The 24,850-nt window shown below is 72.5% G+C and carries 26 protein-coding genes; 15 read left to right on the forward strand and 11 right to left on the reverse strand.

Annotated elements, in window-relative coordinates; translation table 11 throughout:
* Nucleotides 1–23: 23 nt before the first annotated feature.
* The gene (locus tag AB0A90_RS05880) at nt 24–866 is read left to right on the forward strand and encodes a helix-turn-helix transcriptional regulator (RefSeq protein WP_357242245.1); all 843 of its coding nucleotides are present in this window, start codon (nt 24–26) and stop codon (nt 864–866) included.
* A 69-nt stretch (nt 867–935) separates the two neighbouring features.
* Here the strand turns inward: AB0A90_RS05880 and AB0A90_RS05885 are convergent, their stop codons facing one another.
* Together AB0A90_RS05885 and AB0A90_RS05890 are read right to left on the reverse strand one after the other, a co-directional pair.
* The gene (locus AB0A90_RS05885; protein ID WP_357242248.1) at nt 936–1,787 is read right to left on the reverse strand and encodes an aldo/keto reductase; all 852 of its coding nucleotides are present in this window, start codon (nt 1,785–1,787) and stop codon (nt 936–938) included.
* Between the two features lie 99 nt (nt 1,788–1,886).
* Nucleotides 1,887–2,846: a LysR family transcriptional regulator gene (locus AB0A90_RS05890; protein WP_357242251.1), complete on the reverse strand. Its 960-nt coding sequence runs from the start codon at nt 2,844–2,846 to the stop codon at nt 1,887–1,889.
* Between the two features lie 51 nt (nt 2,847–2,897).
* On the opposite strand from AB0A90_RS05890, the gene AB0A90_RS05895 reads away from it, so the two are divergent.
* Both AB0A90_RS05895 and AB0A90_RS05900 read left to right on the forward strand, forming a co-directional pair.
* Nucleotides 2,898–3,836, forward strand: a complete 939-nt coding sequence (locus AB0A90_RS05895) for a serine hydrolase (protein ID WP_357242254.1) — start codon at nt 2,898–2,900, stop codon at nt 3,834–3,836.
* Between the two features lie 154 nt (nt 3,837–3,990).
* Nucleotides 3,991–4,968 (forward strand): MBL fold metallo-hydrolase, encoded by a 978-nt coding sequence (locus AB0A90_RS05900; RefSeq protein ID WP_357242257.1) that lies wholly within the window; start codon nt 3,991–3,993, stop codon nt 4,966–4,968.
* 32 nt (nt 4,969–5,000) lie between these two features.
* Here AB0A90_RS05900 and AB0A90_RS05905 read toward each other — a convergent pair whose 3' ends face one another.
* Genes AB0A90_RS05905 through AB0A90_RS05915 form a run of 3 tightly spaced genes read right to left on the reverse strand, consistent with a single transcriptional unit; the run spans nt 5,001 to nt 7,394 of the window.
* Nucleotides 5,001–5,540 carry a DUF1697 domain-containing protein gene (locus AB0A90_RS05905; RefSeq protein ID WP_357242260.1) on the reverse strand — a complete coding sequence of 180 codons (540 nt, stop codon included), beginning with the start codon at nt 5,538–5,540 and terminating at the stop codon, nt 5,001–5,003.
* Between the two features lie 31 nt (nt 5,541–5,571).
* Entirely contained in the window at nt 5,572–6,240 is a 669-nt protein-coding gene (locus AB0A90_RS05910) for a response regulator transcription factor (RefSeq protein WP_357242263.1), read from the reverse strand.
* Nucleotides 6,237–7,394, reverse strand: a complete 1,158-nt coding sequence (locus tag AB0A90_RS05915) for a sensor histidine kinase (RefSeq protein WP_357242266.1) — start codon at nt 7,392–7,394, stop codon at nt 6,237–6,239. The genes AB0A90_RS05910 and AB0A90_RS05915 overlap by 4 nt, the downstream gene beginning before the upstream one ends.
* 169 nt (nt 7,395–7,563) lie before the next feature.
* Here AB0A90_RS05915 and AB0A90_RS05920 point away from each other — a divergent pair, with 169 nt between their 5' ends.
* From AB0A90_RS05920 to AB0A90_RS05930, 3 genes are read left to right on the forward strand one after another with little or no spacing between them, the layout of a single operon-like run.
* On the forward strand, nt 7,564–8,325 hold the full coding sequence (locus tag AB0A90_RS05920; RefSeq protein WP_357242269.1) for an ABC transporter ATP-binding protein: 762 nt from the start codon (nt 7,564–7,566) through the stop codon (nt 8,323–8,325).
* Nucleotides 8,319–10,748: an ABC transporter permease gene (locus AB0A90_RS05925; RefSeq protein ID WP_357242272.1), complete on the forward strand. Its 2,430-nt coding sequence runs from the start codon at nt 8,319–8,321 to the stop codon at nt 10,746–10,748. Before AB0A90_RS05920 ends, AB0A90_RS05925 begins: the two co-directional genes overlap by 7 nt.
* Before the next feature lie 48 nt (nt 10,749–10,796).
* Nucleotides 10,797–11,774, forward strand: coding sequence for a hypothetical protein (locus AB0A90_RS05930; RefSeq protein WP_357242275.1), 978 nt, complete (start codon nt 10,797–10,799; stop codon nt 11,772–11,774).
* Between the two features lie 41 nt (nt 11,775–11,815).
* Here AB0A90_RS05930 and AB0A90_RS05935 read toward each other — a convergent pair whose 3' ends face one another.
* From AB0A90_RS05935 to AB0A90_RS05950, 4 genes are read right to left on the reverse strand one after another with little or no spacing between them, the layout of a single operon-like run.
* Nucleotides 11,816–12,379: a heme-binding protein gene (locus AB0A90_RS05935; RefSeq protein ID WP_357242278.1), complete on the reverse strand. Its 564-nt coding sequence runs from the start codon at nt 12,377–12,379 to the stop codon at nt 11,816–11,818.
* A gap of 32 nt (nt 12,380–12,411) precedes the next feature.
* The gene (locus tag AB0A90_RS05940; RefSeq protein WP_357242281.1) at nt 12,412–13,161 is read right to left on the reverse strand and encodes a hypothetical protein; all 750 of its coding nucleotides are present in this window, start codon (nt 13,159–13,161) and stop codon (nt 12,412–12,414) included.
* Nucleotides 13,162–13,163: 2 nt separating this feature from the next.
* Nucleotides 13,164–13,961, reverse strand: a complete 798-nt coding sequence (locus AB0A90_RS05945; protein ID WP_357242283.1) for an ABC transporter permease — start codon at nt 13,959–13,961, stop codon at nt 13,164–13,166.
* Nucleotides 13,958–14,854 (reverse strand): ATP-binding cassette domain-containing protein, encoded by an 897-nt coding sequence (locus AB0A90_RS05950; RefSeq protein ID WP_357242286.1) that lies wholly within the window; start codon nt 14,852–14,854, stop codon nt 13,958–13,960. Before AB0A90_RS05950 ends, AB0A90_RS05945 begins: the two co-directional genes overlap by 4 nt.
* Nucleotides 14,855–14,986: 132 nt before the next feature.
* Between AB0A90_RS05950 and AB0A90_RS05955 the strand changes: the two genes are divergently transcribed.
* From AB0A90_RS05955 to AB0A90_RS05970, 4 genes are all read left to right on the forward strand, one after another.
* Nucleotides 14,987–16,240 (forward strand): histidine kinase, encoded by a 1,254-nt coding sequence (locus AB0A90_RS05955; RefSeq protein ID WP_357242289.1) that lies wholly within the window; start codon nt 14,987–14,989, stop codon nt 16,238–16,240.
* A 14-nt stretch (nt 16,241–16,254) separates the two neighbouring features.
* Nucleotides 16,255–17,010, forward strand: a complete 756-nt coding sequence (locus AB0A90_RS05960; RefSeq protein WP_357242428.1) for a response regulator transcription factor — start codon at nt 16,255–16,257, stop codon at nt 17,008–17,010.
* Between the two features lie 105 nt (nt 17,011–17,115).
* Complete coding sequence (locus AB0A90_RS05965; protein WP_357242291.1) at nt 17,116–18,540, forward strand: DUF234 domain-containing protein; 1,425 nt, start codon at nt 17,116–17,118, stop codon at nt 18,538–18,540.
* A 145-nt stretch (nt 18,541–18,685) separates the two neighbouring features.
* Entirely contained in the window at nt 18,686–19,039 is a 354-nt protein-coding gene (locus AB0A90_RS05970; RefSeq protein WP_357242294.1) for a hypothetical protein, read from the forward strand.
* A gap of 86 nt (nt 19,040–19,125) precedes the next feature.
* Here AB0A90_RS05970 and AB0A90_RS05975 read toward each other — a convergent pair whose 3' ends face one another.
* A complete protein-coding gene (locus AB0A90_RS05975; RefSeq protein ID WP_357242297.1) occupies nt 19,126–19,905 on the reverse strand; it encodes a D-Ala-D-Ala carboxypeptidase family metallohydrolase in 780 nt (259 codons plus the stop codon).
* A gap of 313 nt (nt 19,906–20,218) precedes the next feature.
* Between AB0A90_RS05975 and AB0A90_RS05980 the strand changes: the two genes are divergently transcribed.
* Both AB0A90_RS05980 and AB0A90_RS05985 read left to right on the forward strand, forming a co-directional pair.
* Nucleotides 20,219–20,851 (forward strand): hypothetical protein, encoded by a 633-nt coding sequence (locus tag AB0A90_RS05980; protein ID WP_357242300.1) that lies wholly within the window; start codon nt 20,219–20,221, stop codon nt 20,849–20,851.
* A gap of 34 nt (nt 20,852–20,885) precedes the next feature.
* Nucleotides 20,886–21,350: a PPOX class F420-dependent oxidoreductase gene (locus AB0A90_RS05985; RefSeq protein ID WP_357242303.1), complete on the forward strand. Its 465-nt coding sequence runs from the start codon at nt 20,886–20,888 to the stop codon at nt 21,348–21,350.
* A gap of 19 nt (nt 21,351–21,369) precedes the next feature.
* On the opposite strand, the gene AB0A90_RS05990 is transcribed toward AB0A90_RS05985, so the two are convergent.
* Complete coding sequence (locus tag AB0A90_RS05990; RefSeq protein WP_357242306.1) at nt 21,370–22,602, reverse strand: serine hydrolase domain-containing protein; 1,233 nt, start codon at nt 22,600–22,602, stop codon at nt 21,370–21,372.
* 98 nt (nt 22,603–22,700) lie between these two features.
* Between AB0A90_RS05990 and AB0A90_RS05995 the strand changes: the two genes are divergently transcribed.
* The 3 genes from AB0A90_RS05995 (at nt 22,701) to AB0A90_RS06005 (ending at nt 24,840) form a co-directional block, all read left to right on the forward strand.
* Nucleotides 22,701–23,294, forward strand: coding sequence for a pentapeptide repeat-containing protein (locus AB0A90_RS05995; protein WP_357242309.1), 594 nt, complete (start codon nt 22,701–22,703; stop codon nt 23,292–23,294).
* Between the two features lie 199 nt (nt 23,295–23,493).
* Nucleotides 23,494–24,408, forward strand: a complete 915-nt coding sequence (locus tag AB0A90_RS06000) for a hypothetical protein (protein ID WP_357242312.1) — start codon at nt 23,494–23,496, stop codon at nt 24,406–24,408.
* Nucleotides 24,409–24,510: 102 nt separating this feature from the next.
* Nucleotides 24,511–24,840: a hypothetical protein gene (locus tag AB0A90_RS06005; protein WP_357242315.1), complete on the forward strand. Its 330-nt coding sequence runs from the start codon at nt 24,511–24,513 to the stop codon at nt 24,838–24,840.
* Nucleotides 24,841–24,850: the final 10 nt, after the last annotated feature.

Consider the following 24,850-nt stretch of genomic DNA (forward strand, 5'->3'; position numbering starts at 1 on the left):
CCGGCCCGGGGCATGCTGGAGGCATGACGAGCGGCGGTCTGCGGCGGGACGAACTGGCGGCGTTCCTGCGCACCCGCCGCGCCCGGCTGCGCCCCGCCGAGGTCGGCCTTCCCGACGGGGTACGGAGACGCACCCCCGGCCTGCGCCGACAGGAGGTGGCCCAGCTCGCCGGGATGTCGATCGACTACTACATCCGGCTGGAGCAGGGCCGGGGGCCGCACCCGTCCCGGCAGGTGCTCGCCGCGATGGCCCGGGCGCTGCTGCTGAGCCGGGACGAACGGGAGTACCTGTTCCGGATCGCCGGGGAAAATCCGCCACCGGTCGGCGGGCCGAGCCGGGAGGTTCCGCCCGGGATGCGGCACCTGCTCGACGCGATGACCGAAACCCCGGCGTACCTCGTCGACGCCGCGTACCACGTGCTGGTCTGGAACCGGCTTGCCACGTACTTCGTGGGGGATCTCGCGGCCGTGCCCGACGCGGACCGCAACATGATCCGGTGGACGTTCCGGCAGCCGGCGACCGGCGCGCACTGGGCCGATGCCGAGGTGCTCCGCTTCGTGCGCAGCACGGTGGCTGACCTGCGGGCCGCCTACGGGCGCTACCCGGCCGATCCGGCGATCCGCGAGCTGGTCACCGAGCTGCTCGGCACCTCGCCCCGATTCGCCCGGCTCTGGGCCGAGCACGACGTCGCGGAACGCCGCCCGGTCGTCAAGCGGGTGCCGCACCCCGACCTGGGGCCGTTGGAGTTCGAGTGCCGTGTCCTGCTGGTGCCGGAGACCGACCAGCGGATGATCGTCTATGTTGCCGAGCCCGGATCGCCGACCCACGCGGTGTTCCGCCGGATCGCCGAGCGCGTCGGCTCCTGAAACCCCACGGGCGAGCGTGATGCCGCTCGGTCATCTTGATGACTGAGCGGCATCACCATCATTCGAGCGTCAGTTGGGCAGGTAGGCGAAGGTGTCCGGGTTCGGGCCGGTCCGCCCGGCCTCGCCCTTGTCCAGGTTGGTGATCCGCTCCATCGTCGCGTCGTCCAGCTCGAAGTCGAAGATCCGGGTGTTCTCCTCGATCCGCTTCGGGGTGGTCGACTTCGGGAAGATGATGTCGCCGCGCTGCACGTGCCAGCGGAGCACCACCTGCGCCGGAGTGCGGCCGAGCTGCCCGGCGATGTCGACCACCGTCGGGTCGTCGAGCACCTTGCCCTGCGCGATCGGCGACCACGCCTCGGTGAGGATGTTGTGCTCGCGGCCGTAGGCGCGGACCTCGTCATTGGTGAAGTACGGGTGCGCCTCGATCTGGTTCACGGCCGGCACCACACTGGCCTCGGCGGCCAGTCGCTCCAGGTGCGCCACCTGGAAGTTCGACACGCCGATCGAACGGGCGCGGCCGTCGCGCTGGAACTCCTCCAGCACCTTCCAGGTCGAGACGTAGTCACCGTCGTACAGGGTCGGCAGCGGCCAGTGGATCAGGAACAGGTCGATGTAGTCCATCTTCAGCGCCGCGAGCGTCGAGTCGAACGCCCGACGGGCGTCGTCAGGGCGGTGGAAGGCGTTGTTCAGCTTGCTCGTCACGTAGACCGAACCCCGGTCGAGGCCGGACACGCGGACCGCCTCGCCGACCTCGGCCTCGTTGCCGTACATCTCGGCGGTGTCGATGTGCCGGTAGCCCGTCTCCAGGGCCGTCGTCACCGCCGCGACGGTGTCCTTCGGCTCGATCTGGAACACGCCGAAGCCGAGCTGCGGAATGGTGGTGCCGTCGTTCAGGCTGATGTCGGGAATGGTGTTGGCCATTGCGGCTCCTTCGCGTCGTCTTCGTTGCCTGTCATCCATACCCGAGCGAAAGATGATTCACCGGCCAATCCGGCGTGACGAGTGCAACGCACGATCTGTTCACCCGGTCGTGTCGAAGATCACCGGCCAGGGCCGGGCCGCCGGCACCGACGCCGGCGCGGGCGCGACGGGCTCGGCGTCGGCCAGCACCTCGGCGGCGAGCTGCCCGAACATCGGCGCCGCCGGGTGCGCCGACCGGTCCGGCCACGCCGCCGAGGTGCGCCGGACCAGCGACGCGCCGGTGATCGGCCGCCAGGCGATCCGGGGTTCCCGACGCGCCACCGTCGCCGGTTCCACGGCCACCGCGCCGCCGGCGAGCACCAGCCCGAAGAGGAACTCCGGGTTGCGGGCCGGCCGGACCCGGGCTGGTCGCCAACCGTGCTGCCGGCACACCGTCAACAGGTGGTCGTGCCACCCGGGCGCGGTCGCCCGGGGCGCGGTCACCAGATCCAGATCGGCCAGCGACGCCAGCGCCACCGCGCGGTCGCGGGCCAGCGGCGACGCGCGTGGCAGCAACACCCCGAGGGGTACGTCCACCGGAGTGCCGAAACGCAGCCCGTCCGCCGTCACCGGGTGGTGCACCAGGCCCACGTCCAGAGTCCGCTCGGTGAGCATCCGAGCCTGCTCGGCGGTGGTCAGCTCGTGCAGCTCCACGTCCAGGCCGGGCGCCCGGGTGGTGAGCCCGTCCAGCAGCGAGCGCAGCGTCACCGCGGGCGTCTCCGGCGGCACCCCGGCCCGGAGTACGCCCAGCTCACCCGCGCGGACCTGCCCCATCAGGCTGCGCAGCCGACCCGCACCCGCGAGCAACTCCTCCGCCTCGCCGAGGAGCAGCTCACCGGCCGTCGTGAGGCGTACCTGGCGGCGGGACCTGTCGAACAACTCGACGGTCAGCTCCCGTTCCAGGCGCTGGATCGACTGGCTGAGCGGCGGCTGGGCCATCCCGAGCAGCTCGGCGGCCCGCCCGAAGTGCAACTCGTGGGCCACCACCACGAAGTGCCGCAGGTGCCGGAGCAGATCCACGGCCGGACCCTACGCCAGCGCCGGCCCGCTGCCGCTGGATACCGTGCTGGCGTGGACGTCAGCGAGCGCATCGAGGCCATCTTCGCCGCCGTGGGGGTGACGGCCAGCCTGCACGCCGTCGACCTGGACGCCGCGGACCTGACCGTCGACGTCGACGGTGTCGGCCGTGGCGGCGTTGCCGTCGGTGGCGGTCCGGAGGTCGGGGTGCGGGCCGACGAGCAGGTGGTGATCGCCTCGATCTTCAAGATCCTGCTGGTCCTGGAGTTCGCCCGGCAGGTCGAGGCCGGTCAACTGGACCCCACCGAACGGGTCCTGGTCACCGCCGCCGACCGGCTCGGCGGGTGGGGCCTGGCCGGTTGCGCCGACGACGCCGAGGTGTCGCTGCGCGACCTCGCGTACTTCGCCATGTCGGTCACCGACAACACGGCCGCCGACCTGCTGCTGCGCCGGGTCGGCCCGGATCTGCTGCCGATGCTCGCCGCCGAGCTGGGGTTGACCCGCACCCGTGTCCTCGGCGGTCCCCGGGACCTGGTCGAGACGATGCTCACCGACGTGGGCGCGCGGACCGAGGCGGAGTTCGCCCGGATCTTCCCCACGTTGCCGGCGGACCGGGTCCGGGCCATGCGGGTCTTCGACCCCGCCCACACCACCTCCAGCACGGCCCGGGAGATCACCCGGTTGCTCACGTTGATCTGGCGCGACGAGGCCGGCCCGGCGGCGGCGTGCGCGATGGTCCGCGCCTGGATGGCCCGGCAGATCTTCTGGACCCGGCTGGCTGCCGGGTTTCCGCCCGGCGTCCGGGTCTCCGGCAAGACCGGCACCCTGCCCGGCCTGCACCTGGAGGCCGGCGTCGCCGAATACCCCGACGGCGGCCGGTACGCGATTGCCGTCTTCGCCCGCGCGGACCGGTTGGCCTCGCGCCGCATCGACGTGGACCTGGCGATGGGGGAGGCCGCCCGTGCGGCCGTCGAGGCGCTGCGCGGCGACTGATTTCGCACCCGCCGCAGCTTCGGTGGTCCGCCCCTGAGCTGGCCCGATATGCGGAGGCGTATGGGAGCCGACCGCCTTCGATCTTGGACCGGGACCCGGTGGCGCTGGTTGGCTCGTGGTCGACAAACAGCCCGACCACGGGGAGCAGATTCGCATGCCCAGTCTCGACCGCCGTCGCTTCCTGCGCGACGCCGCCGCCACCACCGCACTCGTCTCCGCCGGGGGCCTAGCCGCCGGCTCCGCCACCCCGGCGCAGGCCGCCACCCCGGTCGCCGTACCCACCCCGGCTGCCCGCCGCAAGGGCGCGGTCAGCTTCCGCTGGTGGGGTACGGCCGGCTGGCGCGTCGACATCGCCGACCGCACGGTCCTCGTCGACCCGTTCCTCAGCCGGATCGACACCGGGCTGTTCACCGGCGCGTTCCAGACGGCCACCCCGTTGACCGTGCGCGCCGACGTGATCGATCCGCGCGTCGACAGGGCCATGACGGTGCTTGTCACGCACACGCACTGGGACCACTTCATGGACGTGCCCCACATCGCCAAGCGCACCGGCGCACGGGTGTTCGGCACGCTCACCGCGTACCACCTGGGGTTGGCCTACGGGTTGCCGGCGACGCAGCTCAGCGCCGTGAAGGGTGGGGAGGTGCTGGACTTCGGGGACCACAGCGTCGAGGTGGTCGGCTCGCTGCACAGCCGCAACCCGTCGTACTCGGTGGCCTTTCCCGGGGTGCGGGTGACCCAGCCGCCGCAGCCGGCGACCATCGCGGACCTGCCGGAGGGCGACACGCTCGGCTACCTGCTGCGGGTCGACGGCGGCCCGTCGGTCTACTTCACCGGGGCCAGCGACGTCGCCGAGCGCAACCTCACCGGCCTGTCGCCCGACGTGGCGATGGTGGCCATGCAGAGCGCCACCACCACCGGCGACTACCTGCCCCGGCTGCTGGCCGGCCTCGACTACCCGAAGGTCATCGTGCCGGTGCACTACGACAACTTCGAGACGCCGTTGGAGAACCCGCCGACGGTCGCCGACACCGACCGCGCCCGGTTGACCGACATGATCGCGGCGGTGCGCCGGATCTCGCCGCGCAGCCGGGTGCTGGTGCCCGAGTACGAGACCGCGTACCACTTCTGACCGGGTCCGGGCGGGCGCCCGCGCCCGCCCGGTCAGCCGGCGGCCAGCTCCGCCAGGGCGCGCACCGACTTCCAGTTCCGGGTGGTGGCCACCACGCCGAGCTTCTTCTCCAGGTACGCGTTGGTGAACTTCGACCGCCCGTAACCGCCGTCGACGAAGTGCAGGAAGACCTCGCGGCCGGCCACCGTGAACGACACGTTCTCCCCACCGGGCACGACCAGAGCGTCCACCGTGGACGTCGCCGGGGCGGTCGCGAGGAAGGCCACCAGCAGCCGGGTCGGGTCGTCCTCCCGATCGGCGTACGGGTTGCCGGCGACCACCGCTGCCAACTCCCGGCCGCTGCGTACCAGCACCGGCACGGTCAACGCCAGCTCGTCGGTGAGCGCCCGCTCGATTCCGGCGGCCAGCTTCCCCGCGTCACGTACGGCGCTGCCGAAGGCCACATTGCCGCTCTGCAGGTACGTCTTGACGTCCTCGTGGCCGAGGTCGGTGACGATCCGGCGCAGGTCGGCCATCGCCAACCGGGTGGTGCCGACGTTGACCCCGCGCAACAGGGCGACGTACCGGGTCATGGCTCTCCTCCTCGGGTGCGGGTCGACTGGCTCAGCGTAGGCCGCTCGGCCCCACCAGACCCGTTTCGTAGGCCACGATGACCAGTTGCGCCCGGTCGCGCACCCCCAGCTTGGTCAACAACCGCCCGACGTGCGTCTTGACCGTGGCCGGGCTGAGGTTGAGCCGCGTGGCCAACTCCGCGTTGGACAGACCACGGGCGATCAACGTGAGCACCTCCCGTTCCCGCTCGGTCACCCCGTCCAGCTGGCGCGGCAACGGCCGGGTCGGCTCCGCCCGCCGGGCGAACTCGTCGATCAGCCGGCGGGTCACCGTCGGCGCGAGCAGCCCCTCACCGGCGGCGACCACCCGGATCCCGGCCAGCAGATCCGCCGGTGGGGTGTCCTTCAGCAGGAACCCGCTGGCGCCGGCGCGCAGCGCGCCGTAGACGTACTCGTCCAGGTCGAACGTGGTCAGGATGATGACCCGGGTGCCGGCCGTCGCCGGGTCGGCGCAGATCCGCCGCGTCGCCTCGATGCCGTCCATCTCCGGCATCCGGACATCCATCAGCACCACGTCCGGACGATGCTGGCCGGTCAGCGCGACCGCCTCCACGCCGGTGCCCGCCTCGCCCACCGTCGTGCAGTCCCCGGCGAGGTCGACGAGCAGCCGGAAACTGCCGCGCAGCAGCGCCTGGTCGTCGGCGATCAGCACCCGGATCACGCGGCCACCCGGTAGGGCAGGCTGGCCGTCACCGCGAAACCGCCCTCGGAGCGTGGACCGGCCCGGAACTCCCCACCGTGCAACGCCACCCGCTCCCGCATGCCGATCAATCCGTGACCCTCGCCGCCGAGCAGGACCGGCCGGCGGCCGTCGTCGGTCACCTCCACCCGTACCTCGTCGGGGGTGACGGTCACCAGTGCCCGACAGGCGGCAGGTGCCGCGTGCTTCACCACATTCGTCACCGCCTCCTGCACGATCCGGTACACCGCGAGGCCCACCGACTCGGGCACCGTACCGTCCGGTTCGTCGCGTCGGACGTCGAGCCGGACGTCGACGCCGCCGATCGCCGCCTGCCGGGCGAGCGCGGGCAGCTCGTCCAGGCCGAACGTCGGCGCGTACGGGGTGTCCTCACGCAGGAGACCGAGCACCCGGCGGACGTCGGTCAGCGCGTTGCGGCCGGTCTCCTCGATCACCCGCAGGGCGGCCCCCGCCTCCCGGGGGTCGGCCTCGGCAACGTGGTTGGCGACGGCCGCCTTCACCACGATGAGGCTCAGCGTGTGCGCGACAACGTCGTGCAGCTCGCGCGCCACCCGCAGTCGTTCCTCCGTTGCGGCCTGATGAACCCGCTGGTCACTCTGCCGGGCGGCGAGGGCGCGCCGCTCGCGAAGCAACCAGCCGATCAACCAGGCGGGCGTGATCATGACGGCCGCGTAGGCGACGCCCCCGGTCCGTGACCACAGGTCACCCGCGGTCAACACCAGGCCGACGCTGACCAGGGCGAGACAACCGGCCGCGCAGAGCACCGACCGACGCGTGGCCGTCGACACGGCCACCGTGTAGAAGGACAGGCCGATGGCGAACGCCGGTGCGGCGGCGGCGAAGTTCGGGATCACCCCGGTGACAAGCGACACGGTGGTGCCGGCGCTGATCACCACGGCGACGGTCATCGGCCACCGGCGTCGGGCGGCCAACGGTAGTCCGAGGGCGAGCCCGACGAGCACGGACACCCAGAGCGGCTCGCGCACGCCACCGTGCAACGGCGACGCCAACGCCGCGTACGGGCAGAGCAGACCACCGACGGACAGGGCGAGCACGGCGTCCACCAGGTACAGGTCCACCGGCCGCAGCCGCCGGGTCAGCAGAAGAGCGGTCACCTGCCAGACGGTATCGGCCGACCGGGTCGGCCGCGTCCACCCGTGGGTGGTCATCACCGAGGACGACCGGCCGGTGTTTCCGGGCCGCCACCTCCACCCGGGGGAGGGCAACGAAGTGCCCGCTGGGGCACGACGCGCGACACCCCGGGCAACCGGCACCGTGTTGGCCATGACCACACACACGGTGACCCTGACGGGGCTACGGGCGGTGTACGGCACCGCAACCCGGCGGGTGACGGCGCTCGACGGCGTGAGCACCAGCTTCGCGAGCGGCACGTTCACGGCGGTGATGGGCCCATCGGGCTCGGGAAAGTCCACTCTGCTGCACTGCGCGGCGGGACTGGACAGCCCGACCGAGGGGGTCGTCACGATTGACGGCACGCGCCTGAACGACCTCGGCGAGGACGAGCTGACCCGGTTGCGGCGCGACCGGATCGGCTTCGTGTTCCAGGCGTTCAACCTGGTGTCCACGCTGACCGCCGCGCAGAACGTCGAGTTGCCGCTGCGCCTGGCCGGTCGCCGCCCACCGGCGCGGGACGTGACCGCGGCGCTCGACGCCGTGGGCCTGGCCGACCGGGCCGGGCACCGGCCGAGTGAGTTGTCCGGCGGCGAACAGCAACGCGTCGCCGTGGCCCGCGCGGTGATCACCCGGCCGGCGGTGGTCTTCGCCGACGAGCCGACCGGCGCACTGGACAGTGCCGCGTCCCGTCAGGTGCTCCGGCTGCTACGCGCACTCGTCGACGACCACGGGCAGACCGTGGTGATGGTGACCCACGATCCGGCCGCCGCCGCGTACGCCGACCGGGTCCTGCTGCTCGCCGACGGCCGCGTCGTCGACGAGTTGAACGGCGGGATCACCGCCGCGGTCGTCGCCGCCCGGATCGCCGAGCGGGAGACGTTCGCGACGACGCCTGCGGAGCGGTCGTGCTGAGCATCCGGCGGTCGGCAAGCGCGTTCGTGGCCGTCGCCATCGGGGTCACGCTTGTCGCGGCGGCCACCCTGCTGCTCGCCTCCGGCCGTCCACAGGTGCCGGACCGGCTCGCGCGGGCCGCGGTCGTGGTGCACAGCCCCGAGGCGGGCGCGTCGGCCGAGTCGTTCCTGCCGACCCGGCCCTGGTCGGCCACCGCGACTGCGGGACTCGTCGACCGGTTGGCCGCCCTGCCCGGAGTCGTGGCGGCGGTGCCGGATCGGACCTTCTACGCCCAGCCGCTCGTCGACGGCCGACCCTCGGGCGCCGACACCGGACGGGAGGACGCCCACCAGGGGCACGGCTGGTCCAGCGCCCAACTGGGCGGACTGCGCCTGACGGCCGGCGAGCCGCCCCGCCGGCCCGGCGAAGTGGTCGTCGACCGCGCGCTCGGGCTGCGTACCGGTGCGCCGCTCACCCTGCTCACCGCGGCGGGGCCGGAGCCGTACACCGTCACCGGTCTGGTCGACGCGCCCGGCGTCCAGGTCGCGGACGAGGTGGCCGCCGCGCTCGCGCCCGGCGTCCGGGCCATCGGGCTGGTGCTCGCGCCGGGGACCGATCCCGAGCGGGTCGCCGCGGCGGCACGCGGTGTCGTCGGCCCGGACGGACGGGTGCTCACCGGCGACGCGCGTGGCGCGTTGGAGCCGCGCAACGACGCCCGCACCCGCTGGATCGGCATGCAGGTGCTCACCGCCACGGCGGCCCTCGCCGGCTTCGTCACGATCTTCGTGGTCGCCTCCACCTTCGCGTTCACCATCGCGCAGCGCCGCCGTGAGCTGGGCCTGCTCCGCGCCGTCGGCGCCACCGGACGCCAGGTCCGCCGCATGGTGTACGTCGAGGCGCTCGTCGTCGGCGTCGCGGCGGGGCTCGTCGGCCTGTTGGTGGGTGCGGTGCTCGCCCCGATCCTGGGCCGGCTGCTCGTCGAGGTCGGCTTCGAACCATCGACCTTCCGGGTGCGCTACACCCCGTGGCCGATCGCGCTCTCGCTCGTCGCCGGGCCGGTGATCGCGCTGCTGGCCGTCTGGTCGGCGTCGCGCCGGGCCGCCCGGGTCCGACCGCTGGAGGCGTTGCGGGAGGCGGCGGTGGAGCAGCGACCGATCGGGCGACTGCGGGTCGCCACCGGCGCGCTGCTCGTCGCGGCGGGGGTCGCGCTCAGCGTCGGGACGGCGACCGCCGACGAGGCCCGCGTCGGGGCGCAGTACGCCCTGTACGCGGTGATGGCGCTGGTGGCCGGTGCCACGGTGCTCTCCCCGGCGGTGGTCGGGCCGGCGGTGCGACTGCTGCGGTCTCCGGTCCGGCGGCGCGGTGGCGCGATCGGGATGCTGGTCCGGGGCGGGGCGTTGACCGCGACCCGGCGGACCGCGTCGACGGCCGCCCCGGTGCTGCTCACCGTCGCCTTCGCGGTGCTGGTGTCCGGGATGGTGCGGACCACCACCGCCGCCTACGCCGCGGGTCGGGCCGACAACGTGAACGCCGGCTGGATCGTGCTGCCCGACCGGGCACCCGGTCTGTCGGACCAGGCCGTCGCCGCGACCGGCGGCACCGCCCTCCTGCCGACCACGGTCTTCCGTACCGATCCCGCGACGCCGCTGGCGGACCGGCCACTGACCGCGCTCGGGGTGGACCCGGCCGGTTTCGCCGCCGCGAACCGGGCGCTCACCGTCGTCGCCGGCTCGCTCGACGACCTGCGTGGCGACGACACGGTGGTGGTGACCGCCGCGGCGAACCTGCGGCCGTCCGAGCCGTACGCGGTGGTCTTCGCGGACGGGGAACTGGTGTCGCTGCGGGTCGTCGCCGTGGTCACCGACGACTCGCTCCCCGGCGACCTGCTCGTGCCCCGGGCGGTGGTGCGTACGCACGACCCGTCGGCGCTGACGTCCACGGTGTTCGTCCGGGACCGGATCGAGCCTCCGGTCGGCGCGCGGGTCGTCGACGTCGCCACCTGGGCGGCCGAGGCGGACGCCGCGGAGGACCGCCTCGTCTGGCTCTTCACCCTGCTGCTGATCGGTGTGTCGGCCGGCTACGGGGCCATCGCGGTGGCGAACACGCTGCTGCTGGCCGCCGCCGGACGGGCCGCCGACCTGCGGCTGATCCGGATGGCCGGGGCGACCCGGCGGCAGGTGATCTGGTTGGTGACGGCCGAGTCCGCCCTGGTGGTGCTGATCGGCGCGCTGCTCGGCGGGGTGGTCGCGTTCGTCGGTCTGCTCAGCATCCGCGCCGGCCTCGCCGAGCAGGTCGGTGCCCCTGTCGACCTGGTGGTGCCGTGGTCGGTGATCGTCGGTGTGGTGGGGTTGTGCCTGCTGCTCGCGGCGCTGGCGAGCGTGCTGCCGACGTGGCGGATGCTGCGTTACCGCCCCGCGCGGTCACCGGTCGGGGTCGCCGGATGAGCGCGGCCCCGCCCCCCGGGGGAGCGGCCGGACGGCTACGGTCCACGGATGCGATTCGCGCGGCCGGTCGGGCTGCTGCTCTCCGCCGTCGCCGTCGTGCTCTGGGCGTTCGGCGTGACCGTGCTGCAACCGCTGACCGAGCCGATCGGCCCGTGGTCGGAGCGCCTGCCGGGCAACAACACCTACTGGGCGCGCGACCTTCGGTTCCTGGCGATCATGGCGGTGGCGGTCGGGCTGGTGCTGGCCGGCCGGGGTCTTCGGTCCTGGAGCCGAACGGCAGTGGTGCTCGGCGGTTGCTGGGTCGCCGCCGACCTCGCGATCGACCGGACCGATCCGATCGGTGTCCGGGCGACGGTGCTGCTTGCCGTCGGCGGTTGCGCGGTACTCGGCGTGCTGGCGGTGGCCCTGATGGGCTGGGAACGCGGGCTGCCTCCAGCCGCCGATCGGAAGGTCCTGACCGGTGCGGCGTGTGTGGCCGGCGTCTTGACGATCGTGGCGGCCGGTATCGAGTCACCGACGGACCGGGAGCCGGAACTGAACCAGGGCGCCCTGGCCACCGCGGCGCTGCTCGTCGTCCTGTCCGTCGCTGCCGCGCTGGCGGCGGCCCCGGCGCGGCCCCGGTCCCGCGTCGGGCTGGCGGCCGGCCTAGCCGTGGCATCGCTGCTCGGCGTCGGGCTGGTCCGTGCCGTTGCGCCCGGGACGCGACTCCTGCCGGAGATGGCCCTCGGGGCCGTGCTGCTCACCGGGGTCACTCTGCTGGCCTGGGACTGGCCGGGCGGTCGGCCGATCTGGCGGCACCACGCTCTGGCCGCCCTCGCCGCCTTCGTGGGACCGTTTGCCTTCCTGCTGGTCACGGCCATCCCCATGCTGATCCTGCTGCCGATCGGGCCGACGTTCACCGCGCTGGCCGGCAACAGCCCGATCAACGCGGCCGACTCCGACCTGCTGGTCTCGCTGTGCGGGCTGCTCGCCGGGCTCGGGATGTCCCTGCTGCTGGCCTGGCCGACCGCCGACAACCGCCGGTAGCTCGCCCGACGACCGCCGGTAGCCGGACGGCCGTCGGCGCATCACTCGACGACCGGCAGCACGACCTCGTTGCGGCGCAGGAACCACGGCTTCCACGGCAGGTCGAAGCGTACGTACCGGATCGCGCCTCTGGGTTGCAGCCCGGCCGCGGTGACCGAGCGGCCGAGCATGGTGGCGCGTTGGCTGAACGCTTGCTCCGTCCACCGGCCGGAAAACCGCATCGCCGCCGCCAGTTGCCCCGGCACCTCGCGGGTCCGCACCCTCGGGTCGACCGGTTCGGGCAGGGTGGCGGCGGTGAAGACGACAGGCATCACGAACTGGATCAGGTACGCGCCCGGCCGCTCACCCTCCACCTGGACCACCGGGACGGTCATCGCGATCTTCTCCGAACCGCTGGCGGCGGGCCTCGCAGGCGCGGCCGTCCCGATCGGTTGCCGGGTCCGGTTGGCGCCGCCGAGGTACGCGGCCAACGGCCGGAACGCCTCGATGGGCGCCCGGGTGAACGACGCCTGGATCTGCATCTCGGCCACCAGGTGGGCCGGATACCGACGCAGCTCGAAGCCGGGGTGGCGGGACACCACCCGGTACGGCTGCTGTTCGGTCATCGCGCGGCTCCCAGGATCTCCTGGGACAGACGCTACCGCCCGTCCGGCTCCCGCTCGGCCGAAGTCGGCTGCTCGGACCCGGCGGCGACGGCCCGCTGGGTCAACCGCCAGTACTGCCGCTTGCTCTCGTCGCGCAGCACCACCCCGAGCCGGCCCAGTTCGCGGCGCAGCTCCCGGGCGTCGTCGCGCCGGTCCCGCTCGATCGCCCGTTCGCGGGCGCGCAGCAGCGCGTCCGCCCCGGCGGGCAGACCGGGCAGGTCGGGCACCCACAGCCGGTACGCCGACCGGTGCGGGTCGTCGTCCGCCCAACCCCAGCCGTGGGTGCGGAACGCCTCCGCCAGTTTGGCGGCCGGCAGGTCCGTCGACTCCCGCACCAGTTCCGCGCCGTCGCCGTCGAGCAGCACCAGGTGCTTGTCGGCGAAAAAGACCACCCGGGCGTCGGCCCGCGCGACCGTCTGGTCCTGGGCGGAGCGGCGCAGCCGGACCTGCGCCGCGTCGACGGTGACGATCAGCCGTTCGGCGGTGCCGATCCCGGCGACGACCAGGCCGGCCAGGACGCCCACCGCGACCGCGCCGAAGGTGGCCTGCGGCTCGGGCAGCCCGTCCAGCCACTCGACCAGGTCACCGAACGGCACCCAGGGCAACCGGGCGAGCCAACCGGTCGTCGCCGCGAGGAGCCATCCGAGGCCCGCGCCGACAAGCGGGAAGCCGCCCCACATGACGGCCAGCTCTGTCGCGCCGCCGCTGACGACGGTGCGTGGTCGATTGCCGGCCAGGTCCATGGTCAGGACACCTCGCGGCGCAGCGTCCGGAACAGACCGGCGGCCAGCGGAAGGACCATCCAGACCAGCAGGGACACCACTATCCGCCCCCACTGCCCGCCGGTGACGGCGTCGCTGCTGAACAACGGTTCCATGGTCTTGCTGGTGTCCAGCCACTCGGACGGGCCGCGCAGAGGCTTGACCATCTCGCCGAGCACCCCCCAGAGGGTGGGCAGCAGGAGATAGCCGACGATCGCCAGCGGCGGGTTGAGCAGCAGCAGGCCGAAGGCGGCGCCCATCAGAACGCTTGTGACCTGGATGACCACCGCGTTCAGGACCAGCGACCAGTCGAACTCCCAGGTGCCCGCCCCGCCGGTGGCGGACGCCACGAGCGTGCCGATGGCGGCGACGGCGAGACTGGTCAGCACCGAGGCGAGCGCGGTCAGCGACACGGCGATCAGTTTAGCGACGACCACCCGTTCCCGGCGGGGCACCAGGGCGTAGGTGGTGAGGGCTGTCCGCTGCGACCACTCGCTGGTGATCGACAGGATGCCGAGCACCGGCAGCAGCACCGACACCGGCAGCAGCGAGGGGACGAAGAAGTTGGGGAAGGTCTGTTCGGCGTCCTTCGCGTAGATCAGTTGCAGGGTGACGATCGCGGCGGTGACCAGAGCAATGGTGATCAGCAGCCAACGGCCGGCCCGGGTGTCGACGAGCTTGCGCACCTCCACTGCCGAGAGCCGGAGCAGCGACGGACGGCGTACCGGAGTGTGGTGCCGGGGCGCGACGGCGCCGGCGGCGGGCGCGGTGGCGGTGGTCATCGGACGGCCTCCTTGGTGGATTCGCCGGCGGTCAGGGTGAGGAAGAGCTGTTCGAGGCCACCGCCGCTGGCGGGCCGCAGCTCGGCCAGCGCGACGCCGGCATCGGCGGCGGCCTGGCCGACCGCCTCGGCGTCGGCCTGCACGAGCAGCCCCTCGGAGCTGTCGGCGGCGCTCAATCCGGCCGTCTCCAGCGCGCGACGCAGCGCCGCGTCGTCGCGGGCCCGGACCACGGTGCCGCCACCGGCCAGCAGCTCGTTCTTGTTGCCCTGGGCCACGATCCGGCCACCCCCGATCACCACCAGCCGGTCCGCGACCGCCTCCACCTCGCGCAGCAGGTGGGAGGAGAGCAGCACGGTGCCGCCCCGGTCGGCGAAGTCGCGCAGCAGGCCGCGCATCCAGAAGATCCCCTCCGGGTCCAGGCCGTTGGCCGGTTCGTCGAGGATCAGCACCCGAGGGTCGCCGAGCAGCGCGTGTGCCAGCCCGAGCCGCTGGCGCATGCCCAACGAGTACGCCCGTACCCGACGCTTCGCCGCCACCGCGTTCAACCCGACCAGGTCCAGCTTCGCGGCGACCTCGCGCCGGCTCAAACCCATGGTGTACGCGGACAGCGTCAACGCCTCGCGGCCGGTGCGCCCGGCGTGCTGGGCGGAGGCGTCCAGCAGCACGCCGACCTCCCGCCCCGGGTTGGGCAGCTCCCGGTACGGGTGCCCGGCGACGGTGGCGCGGCCGGCGCTCGGCGCGGTGAGCCCGCAGATCATCCGCATGGTGGTGGACTTGCCGGCGCCGTTGGGGCCGAGGAAGCCGGTGACGGTGCCCGGTTCGCACTGGAACGACACGTCGTCCACGGCCGGGTGTGGCCCGTATCGCTTGGTGAGGTTCTCGACCGTGATCATGCGAAAGAGCCTGCCCGCGTCGCCCGGCCATCCGCTGCGGCCACCGGTCGGTGCCGCGTCGACCTTGGTCGACCGAGGGGTCTCGACTTTGGTAGCTGGTCGTGGTGCCCGTCGGCTGCCTAGCATGGGGCGGTGACCAGCCTCGCCGTCCCGGAGCATCCCTGGCTGCTGCCAGGGGAGCTGGTGGTGCCGGCTGACCAGGGGCGTAGGCGTCCGCGCCGCACCACCCGCGACTGGATCGTGGACAGCGTGGCGTTCCTGGTCTCGCTGCTCTGGGTGCTGTTCGTCACCGCGGACGCCCTGTCGCCGGATCCGGCGATGGCGATCCCGCTGCCGCACGACTGGATGACAGTCGGGGACGCGCTCATCGGCCTGGTCTGCGCGGGGCTGCTCTGGCTGCGCCGGCGGTGGCCGCTCGGGCTGTTGCTGGCCACCACACCGCTGACCATGTTCTCGATGGCCGCCGCCATCCCACTGGCGATCCTGTTCTTCACCGTCGTGGTGCATCGCCGGACCGCCATCGCGGTGGCGGTGACCGGCGCGGGTCTGATCACCAACCTGGTCTTCAGTTGGCTGCGTCCGGATCCGAACATGTCGTACTGGGCCAGCGCGTCGTGGGGTGTGGTGCTCACCTTCGCCGTGCTGGCCTGGGGGATGTTCGTCCGGGCTCGCCGGCAGTTGATCGTGTCGCTGCGCGAGCGCGCCGAGCGGGCCGAGGCCGAGCAGCAGCTCCGCGTCAGCCAGGCCCGCCACCTCGAACGCACCCGGATCGCCCGGGAGATGCACGACGTGCTGGCGCACCGGATCTCGCTGCTCAGCCTGCACGCGGGCGCGCTGGAGTTCCGCCCGGACGCACCGCCCGACGAGGTGGCCCGCGCCGCCGGGGTGATCCGGGGCAGCGCGCACGCCGCCCTCCAGGACCTGCGGGAGGTGATCGGGGTGCTCCGCGCCGAGGGCGACAACGACGTCGACGCCCCGGAGCCGCCCCAGCCGACCCTCGCCGACCTACCGGCCCTGATCGCCGAATCGCGCTCGGCTGGCGTCAAGGTCAACGTCAGCGACATCGTCGACCGGTCGGGGGAGGTGCCGGCGGCGCTGGGCCGGGCCGCGTACCGGATCGTGCAGGAGGGGCTGACCAACGCCCGCAAGCACGCGGCCGGCGCGGCCGTCACCGTGGACGTGGCCGGCGGGCCGGGCAACGGGCTGACCGTGGCGATCGGCAACCGGTGGCCGGTCGGCACACCGGCCGGCGGCACGCTGCCGGGTGCCGGCACCGGCCTGGTGGGCATCAGCGAACGGGTCACCCTGGCCGGCGGTCGGCTGGCCTACGGTCGGGACGACACGGGCGACTTCCGCCTGGCCGCCTGGCTGCCGTGGCCGGCGTGACGGGGGCGTCCGGTGTGGCTGGCGCGTCAGGTGTGACGGGGCCCTCGGGTGTGGCCGGGCAATCGGGTGTGACCGGGCCGTCGGGGCCGGAGTCGGTCGTGCCGTCGGTGCGCGTGCTGATCGTCGACGACGACGCCCTGGTCCGGGCCGGCCTCTCGATGATCCTCGGCGGCCTGCCGGACCTGACCGTGGTCGGTGAGGCGGCCGACGGCGGCGAGGTCCCGGCCGCCGTCGCCGCGTACGCCCCGGACGTGGTGCTGATGGACATCCGGATGCCACGGGTGGACGGGCTGGCGGCCACCGAGGCGCTGCGCGCCCAGCCGCACCCGCCGGAGGTGCTGGTGTTGACCACCTTCGACGCCGACGAGCAGGTGCTGCGGGCGCTGCGCGCCGGGGCGGCCGGATTCCTGCTCAAGGACACCGCGCCGGCGGAGATCGTGCACGCCGTACGACGGGTGGCAGCCGGCGAGGCGACGCTGTCCCCGACGGTGACCCGGACGCTTATCGCCCACGTGACCGCCGCCACCCCCGGCCCGGTCGGCCCGGACCCGCGCCGGGAGCGGGCGCTGCGGTTGCTCAGCGGGCTCAGTGAACGGGAGCGGCAGGTGGCGGTCGCCCTCGGGCGAGGCCAGACCAACGCGGAGATCGCGGGAGAGCTGTTCATGAGTGTGGCGACGGTCAAGGCGTACGTCTCGCGGCTGCTGACCCGGCTCAACCTCAACAACCGGGTCCAGGTGGCCCTGCTCGTGCACGACGCCGGCCTGGCCTGAGCCACGCGGCGGGGATGCCCCGACACCATCTGTCGATCGCGACAACACGGATGAGGTTACACTCATTCTTGGTTGTTTCATTTTTGGTTGTGTCAGGGGTGGGTCATGGACGGCTTCGTCGGACGGGACCGTGAGCTTCAGCTCCTGAGCGGCATGCTCGCTCGGGTGCAACGGGGCGGCAGAGCTGGCCGACCAGGTCGCGCACTCCTCATGCGCGGTCGCCGACGGGTAGGCAAGTCCCGACTGGTCGAGGAGTTCGTGGAGCGGGCCGAGGTGCCGTACCTGTTCTTCACCGCCTCCGCGCAGCCCAGCGTCGCCGCCGACCTCGCTCTCTTCGTGGAGGAGGCGGCAGCCTCGACGCTGCCGGACGCACAGCTACTTCGCGAGCAGCAACCACAGACGTGGGATGCCGCCCTGAGCCTGCTCGCCGCCGCGCTGCCGGCCGACCGGCCGAGCGTCGTGGTCCTCGACGAGATGCCGTACCTCATCGCGGGTGACCCGGGCTTCGAGGGGACACTGCAGAAGATCTTCGATCGTGAGCTTTCCCGACGGCCGGTCCTGCTGATCTGTGTCGGATCGGACCTGGCGATGATGGAGGCCCTGAACGACTACGGCCGGCCGTTCCACCAGCGGGCAACCGAGATGGTCATCCCGCCGTTGAGCCCGGCCGACGTTCGCGACATGTTGGACCTGTCCGCCGCCGACGCGTTCGACGCCTACCTGGTGTCCGGTGGTTTGCCGCTGATCCTCGACGAGTGGCCGACCGGCGTGTCGGTGCATGACTATCTGGCCGACGCCGTACGGGATCCGACCTCGGCCCTGTTGGTCAGCGGCGAACGGGCGCTGGCTGCGGAGTTCCCGCCCCAGTCCCAGGCGGGCCTGGTGCTGCGGGCCATCGGCTCCGGTGAGCGGACCTTCTCGCTGATCTCCCGCGCGGCGGGGGATCTTCCGCAGGCGTCCCTCAACCGCGCCCTGCGCCTGCTGACGCAGAAGCGGGTCGTGGAGGTCGCCGTTCCGCTGTCCACCAGGCCGTCGCGGGAAACCCGGTACACGGTGGCTGATCCGTACCTGCGCTTCTGGCTGTCGTTCCTGGGGCCGCACCTCTCCGAGATCGAGCGGGGGCGGGGTGATCTGACCCTGGCCCGGATCCTTCGGTCCTGGACGTCCTGGCGGGGGCGGGCCATCGAACCTGTCGTTCGCGAGGCGCTGCGCCGTCTACCCAGCGAGCACCTGCCGGCGGAGGCAGCGACGGTCGGTGGCTATTGGACCCGGACAAACGATCCGGAAATAGACATAGTCGGTGCTGACCGGGAGCCCGTCGCGCGGCGCATCACCTTCGTCGGGTCGATCAAATGGCAGGAGAACCGGCCGTTCGACGCGCACGACCTCGGCCGGCTGCTCCTGCACCGGTCCCAGCTGCCCGGTGCCGACGAGTCGGTACCCACCCTTGCCGTGGCGCGCAGCGGCACCGCCGTCGACGGGCTACACGTTCTGTCGCCGGAGGATCTGCTTCGCGCGTATCGGGATTGAACTTTCGTCGGGTGCCGGCCGTACCCATTGCCGAGGATGTCGGTGCGGTGAGTCCGCCGTACCGCTGCCGAGCTGCGGGAGGCCTGCCGTGCGAGTTGGTGAGCAGTCGACGGATCCCATCGATCAGGTACTGGGGGAGGTGCCAATGCCGGCACCTCTGACCCCGGAGGACGTTCGGCTCGCGGTCCGGGCGGTGGTCGTGCACACCGCCGAGGAGTGGCCCACCGGGCCGCTGTGCCGCAACGACGGCGCCTCCTACCCGTGCCGCCTGCACCGCTGGGGACGACGGGTGTTGGAGACACACGGGCTCAATGAGCGGCAGATCGAGGCGGTGATCCGGCACGGCAACCCGTTCGTGCACGTGCCCTTCCCCTTCACGGCGACCGGGCCGTCGCGGCAGCAGACCGCGCGGGTCGTGCCGCCGGGGGCACGGTCCACCGTCGCTGGCCGGCCGGTGGCACCCCCCGTCACCGCGCCGCGCTGGCCCCGGGCGAGCTGAGCGCCCGCCCGACCCGGGACGACAGGACGCCGGCCCGACGCGGAGATCCCCTCCGCGTCGGGCCGACGTCACGCTGGGCGGACGGCTCAGTTGCCGACCCCGCAGTCCGGCGCCGACCAACTCGTCGTGTTCGAGCTGGAGTCGCTGTTGTTCTCTCGCCGCGAGTCGACGTGCACGTGGTCGTCGTGGTCGGGATAGCCCGGCCCGTAGATCCCACTGAAGCCGTTGTTGCGGGCACTGCGGGCGACCTGGCACAGCGAGGACGACCGCGCGGTGACGTCGGCCGCGTTGCCGTACAGGTGCTGGCTGTCGGACGCGCCGCCGACCTGGTTGTTGCAGGCCCGGCTGCGGAAGCCGCTGGACACGTCGAGTGGTTTGTCGCCGAGACTCTTGCGCATCGCCTCCAGCTTCCACATGGTGCGGAGCGCGTTCTGCCGGGTCTGGGCCGCCGAGAGCGGTCCACCGCTGTAACCGGACCCGCCGCACCCGTCGTCCATCTCGGTGAAGCTGAAGTGCGCGGGCGTGCAGTCGTTGTCCTGTAGCTGGTACAGCTTGGTGTAGGTCTGCGGGCCGGCGACGCCGTCGGCACGCAGCCCGTACGCCTGCTGGAACCGCTTGACCGCGGCGGCGGTCTTCGGTCCGTACTGGCCGTCGTTCTCCACGATGTCCCGGTAGCCGGCCCAGCCGGCGATCCGGATCTGCAACTGGCGGACATCGTCGCCCGAGCGTCCCTGGTACAGGTTGCGGTTCCAGGTGTAACAGCCGTCCGCGTGTGCCGCCGGCGCGGCGACCACCGTGGCGATTGCTGCCCCGGGCAGCGCCAGGGCGAATGCGACGGCGACTCGCTTCAAGGTGTTTACGCGCACAGAAGTCCTCCCGATAGGAGAGCGAATGGGGTGGCTCCAGGACATCGACCGAGAAGTCCCGCGATTTCCACCCTGACACTCATCGGGCCGGTTGGCGGTCGTTAACGAGAATCGTCCTCACAAACCGCCATCCCTGGGTATTGCCTGGGAATTGTGCTGATTTACGAAACAGCCATTCGTCACCGATCACCCCTGCTCCAACCAATCACGACAAGCACACCGAACGTCGCAATCAATCACACCGAGGGTGATGTTCCGCTGTCGGTGGCTGGCGGTAACGTCAGCCCGGGCGGGCGGACTGGCGGAGGTGCACGTGGCACGCGGTGGCGTCTTCTGTGTCGAGGGTCAGTGGCACCGGGACCTCAACGAGCGGGGTTCCGTGTTGCCCACCCTTGAGCTGCTGGAGCGACTGGGCAAGATCCGCTTCATCCACAAGGACGCGGCCACGCGCGACGAACTGTTCTACTTCCTGGACCGCTGGTTGCTCAAGCAGTACGCCGACCACCGGGTGGGCTTCTTCGCCATGCACGGCGAGCCGAGCCGCCTCTGCCTCACCGACTGGCAGTCCGTGGAGCTGAACGAGGTCGCCGACCTGATGGCCGGCCGCGCCGAGGGGCGGCGACTCTATTTCGGCAGCTGCTCGGTGCTGCGCGCCTCGGACGCGGTGTTGCGCGAGTTCCTGGAGGTCACCGGTGCCGCGCTGATCTGCGGTTTCAGCCGAGAAGTCGACTGGGTCGAATCGGCGGCGTTCGAAACCGTCCTGCTCGACGTGCTCGCCAACGGTCAGCGGCACAATGCCGCCGAGCTGCGGATGGGCTCCGCCCACTGGGCGCCGCTCGCCTCGTACCTCGGCTTCCGGGTGATCTACGCCAACGGTCGGGCCTGGCGCCCCTCCAGCCGCCCCCGGGTGCCCACCCAGGCGGCGCACCGCTCCGCGCCCCGCTGACCCGCCGTCGCCGCCGCCCTGGTAGGAACGGGGAATGGCGCGCAGCATCGCACAGAACACCCGGGTCGACCGGGACGGCCTGCTCGACTTCCTCCGGCCGCGACACCGCGTCGTGCTGATGACCACCCGGGCCGACGGCCGACCGCAGTCCTCCCCGGTCTCCGCGGGGATCGACGGACAGGGGCGGCTGGTGGTCTCCACCTACCCCGAGCGGGCCAAGGTGACGAACATCCGCCGCGACCCCCGGGTGTCGGCGTGCGTGCTCAGCGACGACTGGGACGGCCCCTGGGTGCAGATCGACGGCACCGCCGAGGTGCTCGACCTGCCCGAGGCGGTGGAGCCGCTCGTCGAGTACTTCCGCAGCATCTCCGGCGAGCACCCGGACTGGGACGACTACCGGGCGGCGATGGTGCGCCAGGGCAAGTCACTGATCCGCGTCACGATCGACGCCTGGGGCCCGATCGCCACCGGGGGCTTCCCCGCCCGCCTCGCCGACTGACCGCGCCCCGCCGCCCAGGTCAGTCGACCAGGGCGGAGTAGACGAGTTGGCGCAACTGGGAGCGCAGCGGGTAGGTGCTCGACGGCATCAGCTGGGCGAACAGCAGTGCGGTGACCTCCTCGGCCGGGTCCACCCAGAATGCGGTGCTGGCCACCCCACCCCAGTAGAACTCGCCGACGCTGCTCGGCACCCGGCTGGGGATCGGGTCCTCGACCACCGCGAAGCCGAGGCCGAAGCCGATCCCGTCCAGGGTCGTCTCGGCGAAGCCGCCGGTGGACAGCGTGCCCAGGTCCTGGCCACCCGGCAGGTGGTTGCGGGTCATGAACCGCACCGTGCGCGGCCCGAGCAGCCGAACCCCGTCCAGTTCCCCACCGCGCAGTAGCAGTTGGGTGAAGCGGTGGTAGTCGGCGGCGCTGGAGATCAGACCACCACCGCCGGAGAGCAGGGTCGGCTTGCGGTACGCGTGCGCCCCGAGGCTGTCGTGCCGAACGGCCCGGCCGCTGCGCGGGTCCGGTACGTAGAGCGCGGCCAGCCGCCCGGCGTCGTCGCCGTCCATCCACCAGCGGGTGTCGGTCATGCCCAGCGGGCCGAAGATCCGGTCGGCGAAGAACGCGTCGAGGCTCTGCCCGGAGATCACCTCGACGAGCCGGCCGAGCACGTCGGTGGCGACCGAGTAGCCCCAGGCGGAGCCGGGCTGGAACAGCAGCGGCAGCTCGCCGAAGGCCGCGCAGGCGCTGGCGAGGTCGACGTCCTCCGGTGGGTGCAGGTCGAACCCGGCGGCCCGGTAGAGCCCGTCGACCACCGACGTCTGCAGGAAGCCGTACGTCAGACCCGCGGTGTGGGTGAGCAGGTGCCAGACCCGGATCGGCTCGATCGCCGGCACGGTGAACGGCTTGAGCGCCGACCCCTTCGAGTAGACCCGCAGGTCGGCGAACTCCGGCAACCAGCGGCTGATCTCGTCGGTCAGCTCGAACCGGCCCTCCTCCCACAGCGTCATCGCCGCGACCGAGGTGACCGGCTTGGTCATCGAGTAGATCCGCCAGAGCGTGTCGGCCTCGACAGGTGCGCCCGACTCCCGGTCGGCCAGCCCGTACGTCGAGGAGTGCGCCACCTCGCCCCGACGGGTGACCACCACCTGCCAGCCGGCCAGCCGGCCGTCGTCGACGTACCTGCCGAAGTGCTCGTCGATCCGCGCCAACCGCGTCGCGTCGAAACCGATCTGATCCGGGTCCGTGCTCTGAGCCACACTCACGTCGCCGAACCTACTAGCCGGTACGCCGGCACCGGAAGGGGGCCGCCACCAGCGACGCCGGCCCGTCGGCTGTCGGTGGTGGGCACTAGCCTGGCCGGATGCCGGAGCTGACCGAGAACGCGACCTTCCGCAACGAGGACTGGTACGGCGAGGAGCTCGTCGACAGGCACTTCGTGGGTTGCGAGTTCTTCGACGTGGACCTGACGGAGGCGGTGAGCCGCGGCGCGGTCTTCACCGGCTGCACGTTCGGCAACGTGCAGTTCAACGCGTCCCGGCACGTCGACTCGGCCTTCACCCGCTGCGTCTTCCGGCGGTGCAACTTCTTCGAGGCCGAGTTCACCGGCTGCAAGCTGATCGGCAGCACCTTCGTCGAGTGCGACCTGCGTCCGATGACGGTGGACGGCGGTGACTGGTCCTTCGTCGCGCTGCCCGGTGCCGACCTGCGCGGCGTCCGGCTGACCGGGGTGCGGATGCGCGAGGCCGACCTGACCAGGGCCAATCTCACCGGCGCCACCGTCACCGGCGTCGATCTTTCCGGCGCGCTGCTGCTCAACGTCCGGCTCGGCGGCGCCGACCTGCGCGGCAGCGACCTCACCGCGCTCGACCCGACGGTCGTCGAGCGGGACGGCGCCATCGTCGACGCCGAGCAGGCCATCGTCATCGCGCAGGTGCTCGGGTTCCGGATCGGCTGACGCGAGGGGCACCGACGGTCCAGCCGGTACGCCGTGCGCGCAAGGCGGGGCGTCCGGCAGCGTCCGGCTGCGGGGCTGGACACGTCCGCCGGTCCGGATCTAGCGTGTCGTCCACACCGGTGCAAACGTGAAACGACCCACAGTGGACGGCGCGGCGCGCGACGGTCGATGGCAGCCGGGCGGTGGAGGTGGAGGGTCGGTGACGGACGACGACCACACGAGGACGCAGACCCGCACCGGGCTGCGCCGGGTCGCCCGTGCCCGGCAGCGGCGGCGTTGGGCGGTGGAGGGGGTCGCCGTACTCGTCTGCCTGGTGCTGTTGGTCTCGTACCTCGCCAGCCGGTCCGACCCGGAGTCCGGCGACGACCAGGCGGGCCGCGCGGGAGAGGTGCCTGCTGGCGCCGCCCGTTCCGCCGCTCACCCGGCCACCGACGGGCGCACCGGCGAAGCGGGGCCGGCGATGCCGGGCCTGCGTCCGCGTCAGCGTCCACCCTCGCCCGATCCGACACCCGCCACGAGCGCGCCCGTCGCACCTCCCGCATCTCCCGCGCCTCCCGCGTCACCCGGGTCCCCGGTGCTGTCGATGACCCAGGGGGAGATGCCTGCCGAGGTCGACCTCACCGCCGTGGGCACCCGGGACTGGATGCACTGGGGGCCGCGCGGGGGCAACTCGACGGTCCGCAAGAACTCCGGCTCCGGGGAGATCATCGACGCGGGTGGTGTCGGCACGCGGGTCGGCTGGGACGGCAACCAGGAGTACGTCCGCTGGTCCGACGGCTCGTCGCAGCGGTCGACGAACGGCACCTCCAACGGCGTCTACACCTGCGGTGCCGGCAACGGGTTCACCCTCGCCGTCGCCGGCAGCGGTGAACCGCGCACGGTGCAGGTCTACGGCGGCACCTGGATGGCTCGGGGTCGGCTGGAAGCACGCCTGTCCACCGGTGGGACCGCCCGCACCGCCGTGCTGGAGGACCCGTACACCAGTCGGAGCGCCCAGTTCACCGTCCGGTTCGCCGCGCCGAAGAACGCCCGACTGCTGCTGACCTGGACCGTTGACAAGGTCTTCACCCCGCACTGCGGCAACGTCGGCCTCCAGGCCGTGGCGGTGCGCTGACCGGTCGATCGCACCCCGGGACAGTTTGTCCGTCGCGCACCGTCGAGGAGGCCGTAACTTTCTGCTGTCCCCATCCAACTATCCAGTGTGGAGGCAGCGGAGATGAGCAGCAGCACCGCCCACCGCGTCCGTCGCGCCGTTACGTCCGGTGCCGATGAAGCGCCCGGGGAGGTGCTCCGCGACATTCCCCTGCCGCCGTACGTGACCGGCGAGGACACCCAGTTCGCGGTGCGGGCGGTGGTGGTGCACGCCCCGCAGCGGTGGTCCGGAGGAGTGGTCTGCCGCAACGACGCCAGCCCGCACCCGTGCCGCCTGCACCGTTGGGGCACCCGGGTGCTCGCCCTGCGCGGGCTGCGGGCCGCCGACATCGACGCGCTGATCGAGCGCGGCGACCCGGCGGCGGTGGTCCCTCCACCGGACCGCCCGGCCTGACCGTGCGACG

The organism is Micromonospora sp. NPDC049204 (genome assembly GCF_040647935.1).
Classification (GTDB): Bacteria; Actinomycetota; Actinomycetes; order Mycobacteriales; family Micromonosporaceae; genus Micromonospora.